Source organism: Labilibaculum filiforme (assembly GCF_002843315.1).
Classification (GTDB): Bacteria; Bacteroidota; Bacteroidia; order Bacteroidales; family Marinifilaceae; genus Labilibaculum; species Labilibaculum filiforme.
Window position 1 is genome coordinate 152,033 of record NZ_MVDD01000009.1, and the last position, 23,019, is coordinate 175,051.

The 23,019-nt window shown below is 37.6% G+C and carries 1 protein-coding gene (running past one end of the window); it reads left to right on the plus strand.

Translation table 11 applies throughout. The features are described 5' to 3' along the window. A protein-coding gene (locus tag BZG02_RS13575) for a Calx-beta domain-containing protein (protein WP_101261982.1) crosses the window boundary here: on the plus strand, positions 1-23,019 show its 5' portion. 4,155 nt of this gene lie beyond the right edge of the window; only the first 23,019 of its 27,174 coding nucleotides appear in the window; it begins with the start codon at positions 1-3; its stop codon lies off the right edge, out of view.

Genomic DNA, 23,019 nt, shown 5'->3' on the forward strand with positions numbered 1-23,019 from the left:
ATGATTACAATTCTACGTTTAACTATCTCTCAAGCCCATTTTTTTTCATCCTGCTTTAAATTAGCTCTTATTACGATATTGTTAATAGGAGCTACAAGTAATCTGAATGCTCAAGATGCTTTTATTACAAATAAAGGAGATTCTTCTATTTGTATTGGAGAAAGTACTAGTTTACAGGTTATTATTGGGGCAAGTGTGGGACCTTATAAAATAATTTACTTCGACGGAACAAATTCTATTGAGGTATTGAATTATTCAAGTGATGGGGATAGTGGAAGTGAATTTTATGGTGGAGATGCGATAGTTATCTCTCCAACCAGTAGTACTACGTATTCTTTGGTGAGTGTGAGGGATCAGTTCGATACGTATTTGCCAGTTGATGCCACTACAATTACCATTATCGTAAATCCACTGCCTTCCAATTTATTACTTACAAGCCCAATGGAATCTGTTTGTGCCGATGTTCCTTTTGATATAACAGCTACCGCTGCGGGTGAAGATCATATCGAATTATGGAATAGTTCGAAAACAACTAAAGTAGCCGACTTGCCATATATTGGTAATATTAGTGCTGATACACCATATGTTCTTGTTGCTGTTAGCGAAGAGGGATGTACTATCGAACAGCCTATTACTATTCTTATTGATAATGAAGATCCTGTTGCGAATTGTAAAGATATTGATCTTTTTCTTGATGCATCTGGAGAAGCAACATTGTTAGCTTCGGATATTGATAATAATTCAACAGATAATTGTGGAATTACCAGCAGAACAATTAGTAAAGCCGATTTTACCTGCGCTGATTTAGGAACCAATAATGTAAGCTTAACAGTTGAAGATGCCAAGGGAAATTCTAATTCTTGCATTGCTGTGGTTACAGTTAAGGATATCATTGATCCTGTGATTTCTGGTAGTGCCACAAACGAGACTATTTCTACTTCTAATTTAAATTGTAATTATACTATACCAGATACTAGATACGATCCAACAATTTTATCTGATAATTGTGAACTAACATTACTTACTTATACTATTAACGGCGCTACTGCTGTTGGTACCGACAATACAACTTCTTTAAATGGGATTAGTCTTAATAAAGGAGATAACTTAATTGTATGGACCGCAAAAGATGCTAGTGATAATACTTCTCAATGGAGTTTTACAATTACGGTGAATGATAATACAGCACCTTCCTTTTCGAATTGCCCAAGCAATCAAAATTTAGAGGTCAATGTGGGAACTTGCGATGCTACATTGCCTAATTACATTAGTAGTTTAGGCATAGTTGCAAGCGATAACTGTACTTCTTCCGGGAATATTTCTTTGGTTCAATCTCCTGCGCCAGGTACTATCTTGAGTAGTGGTCATGGATCTGAACAATTACTATCAATAAGTGCTGAAGATGAAAGTGAAAATGTTGCTACTTGTACATTTACAGTCACCGTACTTGATACACAGGATCCAACGATAATTAATTTACCTGAAAATATTGTTTTGGATAATGAGCCTGGTGTATGTGGAGCAACAGTTAGTTGGACAGAACCTATTTCTGACGATAATTGCTCCGGACATAGTATTGCGCAAACATCAGGAATGGCGAATGGCACTGAATTTCCGATTGGAGTGACCACGGTAACTTATCTTGCAACAGATATTGCTGGAAATACTTATTCTGAAAGTTTTACAGTAACTGTTAATGATGTTGAATTACCAACTATTTCTTGTCCCGAAAATATTGCTTTGGATGCTGGTGTAGGAAATTGCGGTGCTGTCGTTAATTATACAACTCCTGTTGGTACAGATAATTGCGGAGCTTCAACAACAGTTCAAATTGCTGGTCTAGCTTCAGGAGCTGAATTTCCTATTGGAGTGACTACAAATACGTTTCGGGTAACTGATGCCTCAGATAATTATGTAGATTGTAGTTTTACCGTTACTGTAACAGATATAGAAGATCCTACCATTGTTGATTTACCTTCCAATATGGTGGTGAATAACGATGCTGGAATTTGTGGAGCTGTGCTTAGTTGGATAGAACCAACGTCTGCTGATAATTGTTCTGGTCATTCAATTGTTCAAACGGCTGGCGATGCTAGTGGTTCTGTTTTTCCTGTTGGTGAAACTACGATTACTTATATAGCTACTGATGCTGTTGGTAGAACTTATTCCGAAAGTTTTACAATAACTGTATCTGATGTTGAAAAACCAAGCATAACAAATTGTCCTTCAGATATTAATCGCACTAGTGATGCCGGAGTTTGTACTGCAAAGGTTTCTTGGACAGAACCGATTGGAACCGATAATTGTACTTCGAAAACAAATCTTGTTTGGACAAAATCGCATCCATCTGGAAGTATATTTCCTCTTGGAACAACACTAGTAAGTTATTCTGTTAAAGATGAGGCTAACAATAGTAGTGAAGAATGTTCTTTTACCGTAACAGTTACCGATGATCAAAAACCAATAATAGTTGATTGTCCTTCGGATATTGTGATAAATACGGAAGAGGGGGCATGTTCCAAAATTGTAACATGGACTGAGCCAACGGTAACCGATAATTGTTCGGGAAGCCTTATCTGGACAAAATCTCATTTGCCAGGATCTTCTTTTTCAACAGGAATAACTACAGTTACCTACTCTGTAGAGGATGAGGCGACTAATTTAAGTGATGTTTGCACGTTTACTGTAAAAGTGATTGATAATGAATATCCTATTGTTGTTTGTAAACCATTTGCGTTACAACTTAATGCTTCAGGACTTGCAACTTTAACTGTCGCTGATATTAATAATTTGTCTTCAGATAATTGTACTGCTTCTGAAGATTTAATCATGTCTTTGAGTAAAACTTCATTCAATTGTTCCAATAAAGGAGAGAATACGGTTAAATTAACAGTGAAAGATGCGGCAGGAAATACAAGTACTTGTGATGCTATCGTTACAGTTACAGATCAAATTAAACCTGTAATTACTGCAACATCGGGAACGGTTTCAAAATCAGTAAATACAAGTTCTTCAGAATGCCATTATATTATAAATGGAGCAGAGTTTGATCCAATTGTAACTGATAATTGTTCGGGAACTGTACTTTCTTATTCGGTTAGTGGTGCTTCTACTTTAAGTGGAACGGGTTCTTTGTCGGGAAAGTTATTATCAAAAGGGGAGAATGTAATTACTTGGACAGCAGCTGATGGAAGTGGAAATTCTCAGGAAGCTTCTTTGGCTTTTACAATTACAGTTCTCGATAATCAGGCTCCAATAATTTCTGCCACAACAAATAAAAACCGTGGAACCGATACAGATTGTGCTTATACTGCAAAAAATGGTGAATTTGACGTTACTGTTACCGATAATTGTGCCGTAACTTCACTAACTTATTCTGTAAATGGCGCTACGGCTGTAAGTGCAACTAGTTTAGATGCTTATGCTTTCGAAAAAGGAACTAATTCGGTAGTTTGGACTGCTAGCGATGGTGTAAATACAAGTACTCGTACTTTTCAAGTAACAGTACAAGATGATGATCTGCCAATAATTACACAAATTGCAAATATTACCCGGAACGTGGATGAAGGAGAATGTACTGCAGTGGTAAGTTGGACAGAGCCAATAGCTACAGACAATTGTCCGGGAGTTCAGTTGAATAGAATATTAGGTCCTGCAAGTGGAAGTACTTTTCAAACAGGAACAACTCAAATTCGATATCGAGCAATCGATGCTGCTGGATTAATTACCTATATGACTTTTAATGTGATCGTTGCCGATCAAACAGCGCCAGTTCTTGCTTGTCCTTCTGGTCCCTTCGAAAAAAATGCCGATAATGGATCTTGTTTTTATACCGTACAAGGAACAGAACTTAATGCAATTGCTTCTGATGAATGTAATTTGAAGCTAACGAATGACTTTGATGGTTCATCTAGTTTAGAAGGGAAGAATATACCGGTAGGAGAGCACGATATTTTATGGACTGCAACGGATGGTGTAAATACATCGACTTGTATGCTAACTATTAAAGTTACCGACATTCAGGATCCAACTTATACGCAACCAACAGGAAGTGACGTAGATAGTTATGCTTATGAGTTCAATACAGATCCAGGACAGTGTTATTTTACTATTTCAGGAACCACTTTTGATTTAAGCGAAATTGATGACAACTGTGATTACCTTGCACCTACTTATGAGATAACAAAAAATGGAACAAGCTATAAGACAGGTAGTAATACTTTGGCTAATTTACAATTACCTAAAGATTCAAATCCTTATTCTATTATTTGGACACTTTCTGATGTGAATGGAAATACCGTTGTATCTACTCCATTTACCATTTTGATTTCAGATGCTCAAGTACCTTCTTTTGTTTGTTATGGAAATGAAGTAAGAAACATTCCTTCTAATTCATGCGAATATACGATTGATGGAGCAGAGTTCGATCCAACCGAGATGGAAGATAATTGCGATGATTTAGTTGATCTTTCAATTACATATACTCTTGATGGAATTTCGGGAGGAGCCTCAACAAGTCTTGCAGGTGAAATTCTTGACGTGGGAGAGCATGATGTTGTGTGGACGGTAACTGATTTAAGTGGAAATACAGAAACCTGTAATTTTACAATTTCGATAGAAGATAATACTTTTCCACTAATTTCTCAGGTTGCAGATCAGGAAAAAGACGCTCCTGCGGATGTTTGTTATTATGAGGTTGTAGGAACAGACTTTAATCCAGTTAGTTATAGCGATAATTGTGGTATTGCAAGTATCATCAATAATCAAAATAATACGGCAAGTTTGGATGGCTTTAAATTTCCTGTGGGAGTGACTGTTGTAGTTTGGAAGGTGACGGATAATTTTGGTAATGTGAGTATTATGCAGTATCAGTTTAAGGTAAATGATATTTCATCTCCTTCATACGATTTGCTGGAAACAGCTGCACGAGCTACATCTTCTACATCTTGTTTTTATTCGGCTTCGGGAACAGAGTTTGATCCTTTTGATATTCAGGATAATTGTACACCGGATAATTTCAGGATTACCAATGATTATAATAATTATAAAACCTTAGCTCATGAACTATTTCCAGTAGGGACAACAGATGTTACTTGGACTATTGCTGATTATTATGGGAATTCATTAATAAAAACAATTTCGATTACAGTTAGTGACGAAACGGATCCTGTGATTTCATGTCCGGCGAGTTCCTATACACGAGTAGTCGATTCCGGACAAAATTATTATACCGTTGGAGTTGGTGAGTTTAGGCCAATTGCTTCGGATAATTGTTTATTTACATTTACCAATAATATTACAAACACTTCATCTTTAACAGGGGCTCAACTTAGTTCTGGTGCTAATAATATTGTTTGGACTGCCACAGATGCGACAGGAAATGCAACAGTTTGTACGGTAGTTGTTAATGTAATTGAAGATTTGTATCCTTCTATAACTTGTGTTGGCGATCAATCAAAATCAAGCGAAGAGTGCGACTATACTGTTGTTGGTACCGAGTTCGATGCCACCTCAACTAGTGCAGGTGCTACTCTTACAAATAATTATAATCATCTAAGTACTTTGGAGGGAGCTGTTTTTATTTATGGAACGACTCTGGTTACTTGGACAGCAACTCAAACTGTTGATGGAGAAGTGTATACCAACGATTGCAGTTTTTATGTATTTTTAAACGATACTGAATTACCTGTTATTATACCAGCCGCCGATGTTGTAGCTACAACTAATTCGGGTTGTTATGCTACTGGAGTTGATTTGGGAGTGCCAACAAGAACTGATAATTGTGGCGTTTCAGGTTATTGGAACAATGCACCTTCTAGTTACCCAATTGGAGTAACAAATGTAAGCTGGACAATTAGAGACATTCACGATAATTATAATACTGCCACACAAATAGTGACAGTGACCGATGATGATGGTCCTTCTATTACGTGTCCGTCACCCAACGATATTTGCAGACAAGCAGATGAAGGTCAGACTTATTATACCGTTAATGGAAAAGAATTTGGCCCTTATTATACCACCGATTGTTCTGGTATTCAAAGTCAAGAGAACGATTATAATGGTTCATCGAGTTTGGACAATGTGGAATTTCCTGTTGGTGTTCATACAATAGTTTGGACAGCAACAGATAAAGCCGGAAATGTAAGTACTTGTACAGTTGTAGTTACAGTTAATTCAGATGATCCACCAGCCGTTACTTGTCGGGAGAATACTCGTGTTGGTACTGATTTGGGAGCATGTACTTACACTGTATCAGGAACAGATTTTGATGTTACTTCAACGGCTACTTTAAGTCATAATATTCAAACTTCAAATGCAAGTAGTACTCCTTATGCTCCTAGTGCTAATACGTTGGATGGAGCAGTATTTCCAAAAGGAGTAACAGATATTATTTGGACTTCGACTTCTGGTGCTAATGCTAATAGCTGTTGTACTTATAATATTACGGTATATGATAATGAGGATCCAACGGTAAGTTGGCCTGAAGACATAACTGTTGATGCGGATGCTGGTTCTTGTTCTGCAACAGGGGTAAATGTTGGAACACCTACTGCTACAGATAATTGCGATGAGTCTACTGGGATTACTACTTGGAGAACTCCTAGCGGTACTACTTTTGATATTGGAACAACAAATATTACTTGGAGGGTAAGAGATACAAGAGGTAACCAGGTATCACACACTCAAAAAGTCACGGTGAACGATAATGTTGATCCAGTTATTGATTGTCCTGCAGATACTTATTATCGCGAATTTAATAATTTGTATGTCGATTATTATACTTCGGTAGGAAGTGAATTTAAGCCTGATGTAACGGATAATTGTTCGCTTGCATCTTATCTGAATAATAAAACAAATACCAGTTACTTAAATGGAACCAATTTCACGATTGGCGATCATGCAGTAATTTGGACGGCGACCGATCAAGGCGGAAATACAGATAATTGTACTGTTAATATCACAATAGTGGATTCATTTGATCCATTGCTAGATTGTCCAAGTACATTATATGCTTCTACTGCCGATAATTCGTGTTCTTATACACAGGTAGGAGGAAGTTTAGATCCAACAATTACTAATTTATCGGTAATTGATGATAGAACTTTAACGCACAATTTTGCTTCGGCACCATCAAACACGACTTTAGATGGAGCTGAATTTCCTAAAGGTGCAACTACTGTAGTTTGGACTGCTGCACAAATAATAGGAGGCACTACGTATACTAGTACTTGTAGTCATCAAATTGTTGTGAATGATGATGTTGCTCCAGTAATTAATCCTTTTCCTGTAGATGTTGATTTAGATGTTGATCCAGGTAAGTGCTATAGCAATTATTCCCTTTCTAATCCTGTTGCAACAGATAATTGTACCGCTCAGGGCGATTTAGTAATTAGCAACGATGCTCCTAGTCCATTTTTAATTGGCACAACAAATGTTCGATGGGAAATTTCTGATGAGGCTGGAAACACAAGCGTTTATATTCAAAAGGTAACAGTAACAGATAATGAGGGACCTGTTATCTCTAATTGTCCTTCAACAATTACACTTCAGGCTTCAGGCAGTAATTGTAAGGCTGTAGTTAATTGGCCTGCTTTAATTGCAACCGATGACTGTAGTGGGATGAAGAGTTTTACATCATCTCATTCGTCTGGAAGTCTTTTTGAGGTTGGAACAACAGAGGTCACTTATACTGCAACGGATAATAAAGACAATGTATCAACATGTGTTTTTGACGTAATTGTTACCGATATCGATCCTATAATTTCTTGTATTACTGATCAATCAAGAGATGCTGATGATGGAACTTGTTCCTACCTAGTTTTAGGAAATGAGTTTGATCCAATTGGTTATAGTGATAATTGTAGTATTGCTTCGGTGATCTGGAGTTTTACCGATGCGGTTACTGGTCTTGAGAGAACGGGAAATAATACGCTTTCAGGAGTTAAAATACCTAGAGGTTCTGGTGCAGGAGTAACAGGCGAAACTGAAATAACCTGGACGGTAACTGATGCAAAAGGAAATGCAACTAGTTGTTCTTTTGTATTAACCATTAAAGATGTAGAAGCACCTATTATTGTAGTGCTTGGTAATCAGGTAAAAAGTACCGATTTAAATGAAAATTTTTATACCGTACAAGGCGACGAATTTGATGAGGTTACTGCTTTTGATAATTGTGGTATTGTAACGAAGTTGGTTAATGAATATAGCTTGGCTACCTTAAATGGACTTGAATTACCGCTTGGCGAAAATGTAATTACATGGTACGCTCAAGATGATAGTGGAAATAGAAGTGAAGCCCAATTTCATGTAACTGTGGTTGATAATGAGCCTCCAGTTTTGTTAACTGATGCGCAGAATACAATTGTTAGTAATGAAATAGATTCATGTAATGCAGTAGTTAATTATACACCACCTGTTTTTATTGATTATGGTACAACGGCTCCTTTAACAATCACTGTTAGTCCTGCTGATGCTACTTCAGGATCAACTTTTCCTGTTGGAGTTACATCAGTAACTTACATTGTTGTTGATAGTGTTGGTAATCAATTGATTCACACCTTCAATGTGACTGTAGAAGATACTGAAAATCCAGTAATTACTTGTCCGTTAGGTTCTCCATTTACTAGAACTACAACAGCAACTAAATCATATTATGCGACACCTGGAACTGAGTTTGATCCAACATTCTCTGATAATTGTGGAGCAACGATTACCAATGATTTTAATGATAGCAATACTTTAAAAGAGGCAAATTTTCCGGTGGGAACTACAGATGTCACATGGACTGTGACGGATGAGGCGGGGAATACAGATGATTGCAGCATTCAAATTATCGTAACAGATGATGAAGCTCCTGTGATTACCAACTGTCCAAATGGAACGCAGATTAAAAATGCAGATTTAGATGCTTGCTCCTATGAAGTAAAGGGTTCTGAATCTGATCCGTATGGATTTTTGGATAACAACGGTTTGCAAAAATTAACTTATCAAATTAATACAGATGTAGAAGTTGGTACTGATTTAACGACCAGTCTTTCAGGAGTTTCTATTCCCGTGGGAACTTTGAGTAATCCAACAACAACGGTAACTTGGAGATTGTATGATTTAAGCGGTAATATAAGTAGTACTTGTACAACGGTTTTCACTATTTCGGATGTTGAAATTCCAAGTGTAACTGCAGTTTCGAATCAAAATAGAACAACAGATTTAGGGGAAGCATATTATACTGTTTTAGGTACAGATAATTGGAATCCACTTGTAACAGATAATTGCGATATTGAAAAGATTACCTATAAAATTGGTTCCAATGCTCAGGTTGGTACGGATGGTAATACTTCTATTGATGGGGTACAAATTCCTGTTGGAACAAATGAGATCGTTTGGGAAGCTACTGATATTTACGGAAATACAAATACAGGTAGTTTCTTGGTAACTGTTGTAGATGAAGAAGCTCCAGCAGTAATATGTAATAATATTACGCTTAGTTTAGATGCTTCGGGAGCATATTCTTTAACTAGCGATAATATTGATGCTATTTCTTTGGGAACAACAGACCCAAGTGGTATTGCATCAACAACCGTTTTTCCAACAACTTTTTCATGTAGCGATGTTGGTGAGAATAATGTACAACTTACAGTAACAGATATTTATGGAAATTCATCTTCATGTAATGCGGTAGTTACGATTGAGGATGTTATACCGCCAAATGTTGTTTGTAAGGATATTACCATTCAACTTGATGTTTTGGGGCAAGCAAAAATTAGTTCAAGTCAGTTGGATGGAGGTTCTACCGATGAATGCGGAATTCAATCTGTAGTTGCTTCTCAAACTAGTTTTGATTGTGCTCATGTTGGTGTAAATACGGTTGAATTAACTGTAACAGATAATAGTGGAAATAGCTCAAATTGCAATGCTTTAGTTACAGTTGAGGATAATCGTGCACCAACGGCTGTTTGTAATCCAATTACTATATATTTAGATGCAAATGGAGATTATACTTTTAATTCGGATGATATTGATGCAATTTCATTAGGATCAACAGATAATTGTAATCTCACTAAAGTAATTACGCCTAATAGTTTTGATTGTAGTAACATAGGATCAAATGAAGTAACACTGCGAGTAACCGATCCGCAAGGAAATTACGACGAATGTAGTACTTCCATTACGGTTGTTGATAATACCGCACCAACAGCTGTTTGTCAGAATTTGATTCTCCAATTGGATGCAACAGGAAAGGCTAGTTTAACAGCAGAGCAAATTGATGATAATTCGTACGATGCCTGCGGAATTGCTAGTCTGAGTATCGATAAAACTACTTTTGACTGTGCCAATGAAGGGGAAAATATAGTAACTCTTACGGTTACAGATATTTATGGCAATACAGCTTCTTGTAATGCAACTGTTACGGTAGAGGACAATGTAAATCCTTCATTATCATGCGTTTCAGGAGAGCAGTCTGTAAATACAGATACTGATATCTGCACTTATACACATACTGATGATACTTGGAATGCAATTGCTGCAGATGGTTGTAATTCAATAGTTGGAGTGGGATATGTTCTCGATGGTGCAACATTGGATCATGGAACAATTACAACTTTAAATGGTCAAACTTTTCAAAAAGGCATCACAACTGTTACTTGCATTGCAATGGATGGTTCTGGAAATACGGAGACTTGTTCATTTACCGTAAATGTAACAGATGCTCAAAAACCAAACGCAATTTGTCAAGATGTTACTATTCAGCTAGATGCAATGGGTAATGCTAATATAACTGTAGCCCAGGTCGATAATGGTTCCTATGATGCTTGTGATGCTTCTCCTGCAATTTCGATTGATAAAACAGATTTTACTTGTGCCAATCTAGGCAACAATACGGTAACCTTAACCGTAACTGACGAAAGTGGAAATGAAGATACGTGTACATCCACTGTAACTGTCGAAGATAATATATTCCCAGTTGCTAATTGTAAGGATATTACCGTACAGTTGAATGCAGATGGAAACGCAAGTATTGTTGGTAATGATATTGATAATGGTTCAACAGATAACTGTAGTATCGATAGTAAAGTGGTAACTCCTAATAATTTTACTTGTTCCGATATTGGTGCATCTATACCAGTTACTTTAACCGTAACCGATGCTTTTGGAAATTCCGACGATTGTATTGCTCAAGTTACAGTTGAGGATAATGTTGCACCAACGGCAACTTGTCAGGATATTACTGTTCAGCTCGACGCTACTGGCAATGCTACAATTACTGTTGATGACTTAGATAATGGTTCATATGATGCATGTGGAATAGCCTCCAGAACGATTGATATATCGACTTTTGATTGTTCTCAAGTTGGTGATCATACAGTTACTTTAACAGTTACCGATAATAATAGCAATGTTTCAACTTGTACATCTACGGTAACAGTAGAAGACAAGATTGATCCTGTTGTAGTTTGTCAAGATCTTACAGTTCAGCTTGATGCTAGTGGTAATGCTTCTATTACTGCAGCAGCTATTGATAATGGATCAAACGATGCTTGTGGTATTGCAAGTTTAGCTCTTGATATTACAAGTTTTGATTGTGATGATTTGGGTACGAATACAGTGGTATTAACAGTAACTGATAATAATGGAAATACTTCAACCTGTAATGCTACGGTAACTGTTCAGGATGTTATTGATCCTGTTGCAACTTGTCAAGATCTTACAGTATCCTTAAATCGACAAGGGCTTGCTGCTGTTTCAGCTTCTCAAGTGGACAATGGTTCAAGTGATAATTGTTCGTTCACCATAGAAGTATCGAAATTAGAATTGTCTGGATATGTTCCTTTTGTGACTTATTCTTGTGCCGATCCATCGTCTCAAACAGTTTATTTGAAGGTTACCGATGCTGCTGGGAATGAAACAACTTGTTCTTCAGTAATTACTATTAAGGATGAACAGGGGCCAACAGTTGATGATCTTACAGATCGAAATGTAACAACAGACAATGATTTATGTTCTTATGCTCATTCCGATGATTTATGGAATCCAACGGACAATTGTGGAATAGTTAGTTCAATGTCTTATGAATTAACAGGTGCTACGATTGGTACAGGAAATACTTTAAATGGAATTGTATTTAATAAAGGAACAACAACAGTTACTTGGACAGCTTCTGATGATCATGGAAATAATGATCGGGTTACTAGTTTTGATGTTGTTGTTGCTGATGACCAAAATCCAGAATTTACTTCATGTCCGTCCAATATTTCGAAGTTAGCAGGAAGTGGCGCCACTTTTGTCACTATTTCGGATATTCCTGCTTCAGAGTATAGTGACAATTGTGAAGTAACGATATTCGATTGGGAATTAACCGGAGCTTCAGTAGGAACAGGATCAGTAAATAACCCAACAAGTGGAACAACGAATCCAGTTAATGGATTAGATTATAATATTGGAACAACTACGGTTAATTATCATGCGATTGATGCCGCGGGCAATTCTGTATTGTGTGCCTATACAATTACAGTTAATGCAAGTGGAGGATCTATTCTTGCAAGTAAAGCAAGTGTTGAAACATCCGAGGATGAAACTTACGAAGAATTTACAGTTACATTAAAATCAGCACCTACGGGTATAGTTGTAATTGATGTGGTAAGTGATAATGAAGGAGAGGGGATCGTAAATATTACACAGTTAACCTTTGATGCTACCACCTGGAATGTTGCACAAACTGTGCGTGTAACAGGTGTTAATGATGATGTTGATGATGACGATATTGATTACAATATTACATTGTCAATTAACGAAGCAGGGACACAAGATTATTCTGGGTATGAGCAAGCAGATCCAACTTATGTAACCGCTAAAAACTTGGATAATGATACTGCTGGAGTAACTGTAACAGTAAATGATGATAGTACAGGAGAAGATGAAAGTACAGGTTCTTTTGATCTTGTTTTAAATACGGAACCTACACAAAACGTTACTATTACTCTTGCAAGTGACGATTCAACAGAAGGATATGTTTCAAGTTCTACAACATTAACTTTTACTCCTGCCAATTGGGATACAGCTCAAACTGTTACAGTAACAGGAGTAGATGATGATATTGATGATGCAGACATAGATTATTCTATCACTACAGGAAATACGTCATCAACCGATCCAAAATATATTAATCTAGTCGTTGCTGATGTAAGCATGAATAATGTTGATGATGATACAGCAGGATTTATTGTAACCCCATTAACATTAATTACAAGCGAGACTGCAGTAAGTACAGTAGCTTTTACAGTTGTTCTAACGAGTAAGCCTGCAACAGATGTAATAGATTATAACGTAGTTGTTGATTTAGAAAGTGGCGATACAAGTGAAGGAACAATTGATAAAACTCAACTTATTTTTACTGCTGCTAATTGGGATACTCCTCAAACAGTAACCGTTACAAGCGTTGAAGATATTGTTGTTGATGGTGATATTACTTATTCTATAAACTTGACTGCTGATAGAACCAATACAAGCGATCCAATTTATAAGGATATTACTAAAGTAAACGATCCAGATAATGTGTCTGTAATGAATACGGATAATGATGCAGCAACACTCTCTATTGATGATGTTTCTATACTTGAAGGTAATGGTAGTACTACCAATTTTGAGTTTACGGTTACTCATAGTGGAGCAGAAGTTGTTGGGACCTATTCGGTTTCGTACTATACTCAGAATGGAACTGCAAAATCACCGAGTGATTATGCAGGTACTGGAGGTTCATTAGCTTTCATAGGTAATACTTTAAATGAAACTCAAACAATATCAGTAGCAATAAATGGAGATGTTGCACTTGAACCCGATGAGATTTTTAATGTTGTGCTTAGTTCAATAAATGCTCCTGGTCGAAATGTGAGTATACTTCCAGCAGGAAAAACAGGAATAGGTACAATTGAAAATGATGATACATCAGAATTGACTATTTCAGATCCTTCAATTACTGAGGGAGATTCAGGAGTTAAACAATTAGTGTTTAATGTTACTTTAAGTAATCCTGTTGAGTTAGGTGTAACTGTTGATTATGCAACGGCTGATAATACAGCAACGATTGCAAATAATGATTACGATGCAAAATCAGGAACTTTAACTTTTGTTGGAACAGCAGGAGAGGTTCAAACAATTAGTATTCCTATAAATGGGGATGAAGTAATTGAATTGGATGAAATTTTTGATGTGAATTTAATTAATGCTAGAGTTAATGGAGCAACTGATCCAGCTATTAGTATTTCAGCAACTGAAGGAGTTGGAACAGGAACCATCACAAATGATGATGCTGCAGTTATTTCTATTACAGGTTTTAGTGTTGATGAATCAGCCGGGACTGCTGATTTTACCATAACGATGGATCAAGCTGTTCAGGATGCATTTACAATTGATTTTGCCACATCTGATAATACAGCTCTGGATGCAAATGATTATACGGCTGTTACAAAAACTGGTGGTACGGCACTTTCATTTGGTGGAGCAAATGCCTTAACGCAAACTGTTACTGTAAGCATTTTAGATGGTGTTATTGTTGAACCTACCGAAATTTTGAAAGGAACAATTAGCAATAAAATAGATGCGAAAAACCAAGCTGTAACAATTTCTACTGCGCAAGCGACCGGAACAATTGAAGATAATGATACTGCAAGTATTGTTATTAATGATATGCCTGTTGCGGAATCGGCAGGGATAGCTATGTTTACAGTTACTCTAACAGGTACAGTTCAGAATGATTTCACATTGAATTATTCAACTGCGAATGCTACAGCAGAATCAACAAGTGATTACACTGCAATTGCAGCAACAGAATTGACTTTTGGAGGAATAAATGATAACATTCAGACCTTTACTGTTGATATTATTGAGAATACTATTGCAGAGGCAACAGAAACTTATTCTATTAACCTAACAGATCTTAATATTAATGGGCAATTAGGAGTAGCTATTTCTGATCCTTTAGGTACAGGTACAATTACAGATAATGATATTGTACATTTGGTTCTTAATGGCTTTACGGTTACTGAGACCGATGGTTCTCAAGTTCAAAATTTCTTTGTTAGTCGAGATATTGCTTCTCAGTCACCAATTGGTTTGTTGTTTTCTACAACAGAAAATACGGCGAAAAATACAGCCGATTATACAGCTCAAACGGATGCAATAATTACATTAGCCGCAAGCTCAACGGATAACACAAATATTCCGATTACAATATCGGGAGATGTGATTGCTGAGTCAACAGAAGATTTTGATGGAATAATTGCATTAAATACTTTGAATGGACAGCAGGTAGTGATAACAACTGCAAGTGCTACAAGTACAATCAATGATAACGATGAAATGCAAGTTTCATTACTAGATAAAACGGTAATAGAAACTGAAGGAACACAATCGGTAAACTATGTTGTAAGTACGAATATAGCTGCTGAAAAAGATGTGGTATTAGAATTTAATACTTCAGATGGAACAGCAAAAACAACATTAGATTACACGGCACAAGCAAATATTGTCCTTACAATTCCTGCAGGAAGTAAATCAGTAAATATCCCAGTGGATGTTTTAGGGGATGAGATTTTAGAACCGCAAGAAGCTTTCAATGGGGCAATTTCTTTAACTAACACTAATAGTCAGCAAGTTACTGTTGTTGATGCAAATGCTGTTTATACCATTACGGATAATGATGCAGCAAGTATCGCTATTGCGGATGTAAGTGTTGCTGAAAATATTGCTGGTGGATTAGCTACTTATACAGTAACGTTAACTGGTAATATTCAAGATGAATTTTCTGTAGATTATACAACAAGTGATAATTCTAGTCCTAGTGCTTTAGTTGGAACTGATTATTCTTTATCCTCAGGTACTTTAATATTCCCTGCTGGTTCGGTTGATGGAGCTACTAAGACTTTTACTGTTACTATAGCAGATGATGATTATGTAGAGCCAACTGAAACTTATACGATAAGCTTAAGTGGAATTACGGGTGGTTTGGTTACCATTTCGGATGCGACTGCAACAGGAACTATTACCGATAATGAGGCTGCAAGCGTTGCCATTAATGATGTAGAGGTTGCAGAAAATGTAGTAGGAGGTAATGCAGTGTTTACAGTTACTTTATCGGGTAATATTCAGGATGCCTTAACGGTCGATTTTACAACGAATAATGTTACCGCTGAACAAACTAGTGATTATACCAAAGTAACAAATACGCTAACTTTTATTGCAGGATCTTTGAATGGAGCAACAGAAACGATCACGATTCCAATTATTGATAATGAAATTGCAGAATCAACCGAGACATACAATGTTGATTTGAGTAATATTGTATGTACTGGAAGTGCTTCATTTACTGGAGGCGATTCTCAGGGATTGGGAACAATTACTGATGATGATGAGGTAACAGCAATTAATCTTGCTGGATTTACAGAATTAGAAACCGATGCTAACATATCTTATAATTTTGTTGCTAGCATGGATATCGAGGCACAGTATCCTGTTGTTATTAGCTTCACAACAACAGAAGGAACTGCAGAAGCGGGTAGCGATTTTATAGCTCAGTCTTTGAAAGAGTACACAATTAGTCCAGGTAATTTAAGTGTTAATATTCCGGTGGTAGTGATTGGAGATTTAGTTAATGAGCCTCAAGAAGCTTTCACAGGGAAAATTGCCATTGTTAATAAGAATGGTCAACAGATTAGTCTGGGAACAGATACTGCTACCGGAACGATTAATGATAATGATGCCGCTATTCTTTCCATTACTGGATTTACAGTTGATGAAGATGCTGGAACAGCTAATTTTACAATTGCTTTAAATCGTTCTGTTCAGAATGCAGTTTCAGTAGATTTCGTAACGGTTGATGGAACAGCATTGGCTGGATCAGATTATACTGCTGTGAGTACAACAACGCTTAATTTTGGAGCAGGTAATGCAAATAGCCAGACTGTTTCTGTTTCCTTAACGAATGATGGTATTGTTGAGCCATCAGAGACTATAATTGGTAGACTTAGTAATCTCGTTAAGAACAATCAAGATATTTCCTTGACAGGTGGTGGAGCTACAGTTGACGCAACTGGAACAATTACAGATAATGATCTTGCTACTTTATCAATTGATGATATTTCGGTAAATGAATCTGCTGGAACAGCGACTTTTACAATTACTCAAACAGGTGCGGTACAGAATGATTATACAGTAGATTATGCTACGGCTAATTTAAGTGCTTCTGAACCTTCTGACTATACTGCGATACCAGCAACAACATTTACCTTTGGAGGAGCTAATAGTAGTACTCAAACGATCACTGTCGGTATAATTGAAAATACTATTGCAGAGGCTACAGAAGAGTATCATATTAATTTGACCAACTTAATTAAGAATGGTCAATCGGGAGTGTCAATTTCTAAAGCGCAAGGTTTAGGAACAATTATTGATAATGACGCCTATACAATTAGTATTGCAGATGAGCCTTCGATAACAGAAACTGATGCAGACTTTGATCATGACTTTACAGTAACAATGACCGGAGTTGCTCAAAGCGATGTTGTGATTAGCTTTACAACGGGGCACGTTTCAACAACAGGAGCAGATATTACAGCTCAATCACCAGTTAGTTATACCATATTAGCCGGAGAAACAAGTGTAAGTATACCAGTTTCTATCTTGGGTAATGATATTGCAGAGGCGACAGAAACTTTTACAGGAACAATTGCAATTACCAATGCTAATGGTCAACAAGTGACTATTTTAGATGCAGAAGCAACGGCAACTATCAGCGATGATGATGCTTATACAATTAGTATTGCAGATATTACTGTAAGTGAAACCGATGCTAATGCAGATCACAATTTTGTGGCTACCATGAATGGAACTGCTCAAGAAGATGTTGTGATCAGTTTTTCAACAACTAACTCAAGTGCAATTGGGACTGATTTTACAGCACAAACGAATCAGAATTATACAATTTTAGCAGGAACAACAAGTATTGATATTCCTGTTGAGATTCTTGGTGATAATATTGCAGAAGCTCAGGAAAGCTTTACTGCAGCAATTACAATTAGTGAAGCAAATGCACAGCAAGTAACAATCGGAACTGGAAGTGCTGCGGCAACTATCAACGATGATGATGCTTATACAATTAGTATTGCAGATATCACCGTGAATGAAACGGATGCCGATGCAGATCACAATTTTGTGGCTACCATGAATGGAACTGCTCAGGCGGATGTTGTGATCAGTTTTACAACAACTAACTCAAGTGCAGTTGGAACTGATTTTACAGCACAAACAGCTCAGAATTATACCATTCTTGCGGGAAGTACAAGCGTGAACATTCCAGTAGCAATATTGGGCGATAATATTGCAGAAGCTCAGGAAAATTTCTCTGCAGCAATCACTATTAGTAATGCCAATGCACAACCAATAACAATCGGAACGGGAAGTGCTACTGCAACTATCAACGATGATGATGCTTATACAATTAGTATTGCAGATATCACCGTGAATGAAACGGATGCCGATGCAGATCACAATTTTGTAGCCACCATGAATGGAACAGCTCAAGAAGATGTTGTGATCAGTTTTTCAACAACTAACTCAAGTGCAATTGGGACTGATTTTACAGCACAAACGAATCAGAATTATACAATTTTAGCAGGAACAACAAGTATTGATATTCCTGTTGAGATTCTTGGTGATAATATTGCAGAAGCTCAGGAAAGCTTTACTGCAGCAATTACAATTAGTGAAGCAAATGCACAGCAAGTAACAATCGGAACTGGAAGTGCAACAGCAACTATCAATGATGATGATGCTTATACAATTAGTATTGCAGATATCATCGTGAGTGAAACGGATGCCGATGCAGATCACAATTTTGTGGCAAGCATGAATGGAGTAGCGCAAGAAGATGTTGTGATCAGCTTTACAACGACCAATGGAAGTGCAGTTGGAACCGATTTTACGGCTCAAACAGCTCAACTTTATACCATTCTTGCGGGAAATACAAGCGTGAACATTCCAGTAGCAATATTGGGCGACAATATTGCAGAAGCTCAGGAAAGCTTTACTGCAGCAATCACAATTAGTGAAGCAAATGCACAGCAAGTAACAATCGGAACAGGAAGTGCAACGGCAACGATCAACGATGATGATGCTTATACAATTAGTATTGCAGATATCACCGTGAGTGAAACGGATGCAGATGCAGATCACAATTTTGTGGCAACAATGAACGGAATAGCTCAGGCGGATGTTGTGATCAGCTTTACAACGACCAATGGAAGTGCAGTTGGAACCGATTTCACGGCTCAAACAGCTCAGAATTATACAATTCCAGCAGGTGCCACATTTGTCAATATACCAGTAGCAATATTGGGCGACAATATCACAGAAGCTCAGGAAAGCTTTACTGCAGCAATTACAATTAGTGAAGCAAATGCACAGCAAGTAACAATCGGAACAGGAAGTGCAACGGCAACGATCAATGATAATGATTTTGCAACATTAGCAATTGATGATATTTCGGTAAATGAATCTGCTGGAACAGCGACTTTTACAATTACTCAAACAGGTACGGTACAGAATGATTATACAGTAGATTATGCTACGGCTAATTTAAGTGCTTCTGAACCTTCTGATTATACTGCGATACCAGCAACAACATTTACCTTTGGAGGAGCTAATAGTAGTACTCAAACGATCACTGTCGATATAATTGAAAATACTATTGCAGAGGCTACAGAAGAGTATTACATCAATTTGACTAACTTAATTAAGAATGGTCAATCGGGAGTGTCAATTTCTAAAGCGCAAGGTTTAGGAACAATTATTGATAATGATGCTTATACAATTAGTATTGCAGATATCACCGTGAGTGAAACGGATGCCGATGCAGATCACAATTTTGTGGCAAGCATGAATGGAGTAGCGCAAGAAGATGTTGTGATCAGCTTTACAACGACCAATGGAAGTGCAGTTGGAACCGATTTCACGGCTCAAACAGCTCAACTTTATACAATTCTTGCGGGAAATACAAGCGTGAACATTCCAGTAGCGATATTGGGCGACAATATTGCAGAAGCTCAGGAAAGCTTTACTGCAGCAATTACAATTAGTGAAGCAAATGCACAGCAAGTAACAATCGGAACAGGAAGTGCAATAGCAACTATCAATGATGATGATGCTTATACAATTAGTATTGCAGATATCACCGTGAGTGAAACGGATGCTAATGCAGATCACAACTTTGTGGCAAGCATGAATGGAGTAGCGCAAGAAGATGTTGTGATCAGTTTTTCAACGACCAATGGAAGTGCTGTTGGAACCGATTTTACCGCTCAAACAGCTCAGCTCTATACAATTCTTGCGGGAAGTACAAGCGTGAACATTCCAGTTGAGATATTAGGAGATGATATCTTAGAAGCAACAGAAAATTTCTTTGCAGCAATCACAATTAGTAATGCCAATGCACAGCCAATAACAATTGATGACGGAGTAGCAACAGCAACCATTAACGATGATGATGCTTCAGAAGTATCAATTGCAGCAAATGATGCTGAAGCAGGCGAGCCATCTAATGCTGGACAGTTTACGGTAAGCATGACTGAAGAATCAGATGTTGCCACAGTAATTGCCTACAGTATTGGCGGAACAGCCACAGCAGGTTCCGATTACACTGCCTTAACAGGAACAATCACCATTCCAGCTGGATTAACCAGTGGAATAATTGATGTTTCGGTGATCGATAATGACATTTTAGAATCTGATGAAACAGTTGTTGTTACTTTAAGTTCAATCACTTCGGGAGATGCTGATGTTTCAATTGATAACGGCAACAAAGAAGCAACAGTAACAATCACGGACGAAGATAGTTCTGTAGTTTCGATTGCGGCAAATGATGCTGAAGCAGGCGAGCCATCTAATGCTGGACAGTTTATGGTCAGCATGACTGAAGAATCAGATGTAGCAACTGTTATTACTTATAATATTGGCGGAACAGCCACAGCAGGTTCCGATTACACTGCCTTAACAGGAACAATCACGATTCCAGCTGGATTAACCAGTGGAGTAATTGATGTTTCAGTAATTGATAATGACATTTTGGAATCTGATGAAACAGTCGTTGTTACCTTAGGTTCAATCACTTCGGGAGATTCAGAAACCAGTATAGGAACAAGTAAAGAAGCAACAGTAACAATCACGGATGAAGACAGTTCGGTAGTTTCGATTGTGGCAAATGATTTAGATGCAGGCGAGCCATCTAATGCTGGACAGTTTACGGTAAGCATGACTGAAGAATCAGATGTTGCGACAGTAATTGCCTACAGCATTGGTGGAACAGCCACAGCAGGTTCCGATTACACTGCCTTAACAGGAACAATCACGATTCCAGCAGGATCAACCAGTGGAACAATTGATGTTTTAGTAATAGATAATGACATATTAGAAGCCAACGAAACAGTGATTGTTACCTTAAGTTCAATCACTTCGGGAGATGCTGATGTTTCAATTGATAACGGCAACAAAGAAGCAACAGTAACAATCACGGACGAAGATAGTTCGGTGGTTTCGATTGTCGCAAATGATGCTGAAGCAGGCGAGCCATCTAATGCTGGACAGTTTACGGTAAGCATGACTGCGGAATCAGATGTTGCCACAGTAATTGCCTACAGTATTGGCGGAACAGCCACAGCAGGTTCCGATTACACTGCCTTAACAGGAACAATCACGATTCCAGCTGGATCAACCAGTGGAACAATTGATGTTTCAGTAATAGATAATGACATTTTGGAATCTGATGAAACAGTTGTTGTTACTTTAAGTTCAATCACTTCGGGAGATGCTGATGTTTCAATTGATAACGGCAACAAAGAAGCAACAGTAACAATCACGGATGAAGATAGTTCTGTAGTTTCGATTGCAGCAAATGATGCTGAAGCAGGCGAGCCATCTAATGTTGGACAGTTTATGGTCAGCATGACTGAAGAATCAGATGTAGCAACTGTTATTACTTATAATATTGGCGGAACAGCCACAGCAGGTTCCGATTACACTGCCTTAACAGGAACAATCACTATTCCAGCTGGATTAACCAGTGGAGTAATTGATGTTTCAGTAATAGATAATAACATTTTGGAATCAGACGAAACAGTAGTTGTTACATTAAGTGGCATTACTTCGGGAGATTCAGAAACTAGTATAGGAACAAGTAAAGAAGCAACAGTAACAATCACGGACGAAGATAGTTCTGTAGTTTCGATTGCTGCGAATGATGCTGAAGCAGGCGAGCCAAACAATAATGGACAGTTTACGGTTAGCATGACTGAAGAATCAGATGTTGCCACAGTAATTGCCTACAATATTGGTGGAACAGCCACAGCAGGTTCCGATTACACTGCCTTAACAGGAACAATCACGATTCCAGCAGGATCAACCAGTGGAACAATTGATGTTTCAGTAATAGATAATGACATATTAGAAGCCAACGAAACAGTAGTTGTTACCTTAAGTTCAATCACTTCGGGAGATGCTGATGTTTCAATTGATAACGGCAACAAAGAAGCAACAGTAACAATCACGGATGAAGATAGTTCGGTAGTTTCGATTACTGCAAATGATGCTGAAGCAGGCGAGCCAAACAATAATGGACAGTTTACGGTAAGCATGACTGCGGAATCAGATGTTGCGACAGTAATTGCCTACAGTATTGGCGGAACAGCCACAGCAGGTTCCGATTACACTGCCTTAACAGGAACAATCACTATTCCAGCAGGTTCAACCAGTGGAACAATTGATGTTTCGGTGATCGATAATGACATTTTGGAATCTGATGAAACAGTCGTTGTTGTATTAAGTTCAATCACTTCGGGAGATGCTGATGTTTCAATTGATAATGGCAACAAAGAAGCTACAGTAACAATCACGGACGAAGACAGTTCCGAAGTAAGCATCGCAGTTACGACTCAAGCTAGTGAGCCAGGGACAGATGGTTTGTTTACTTTGACA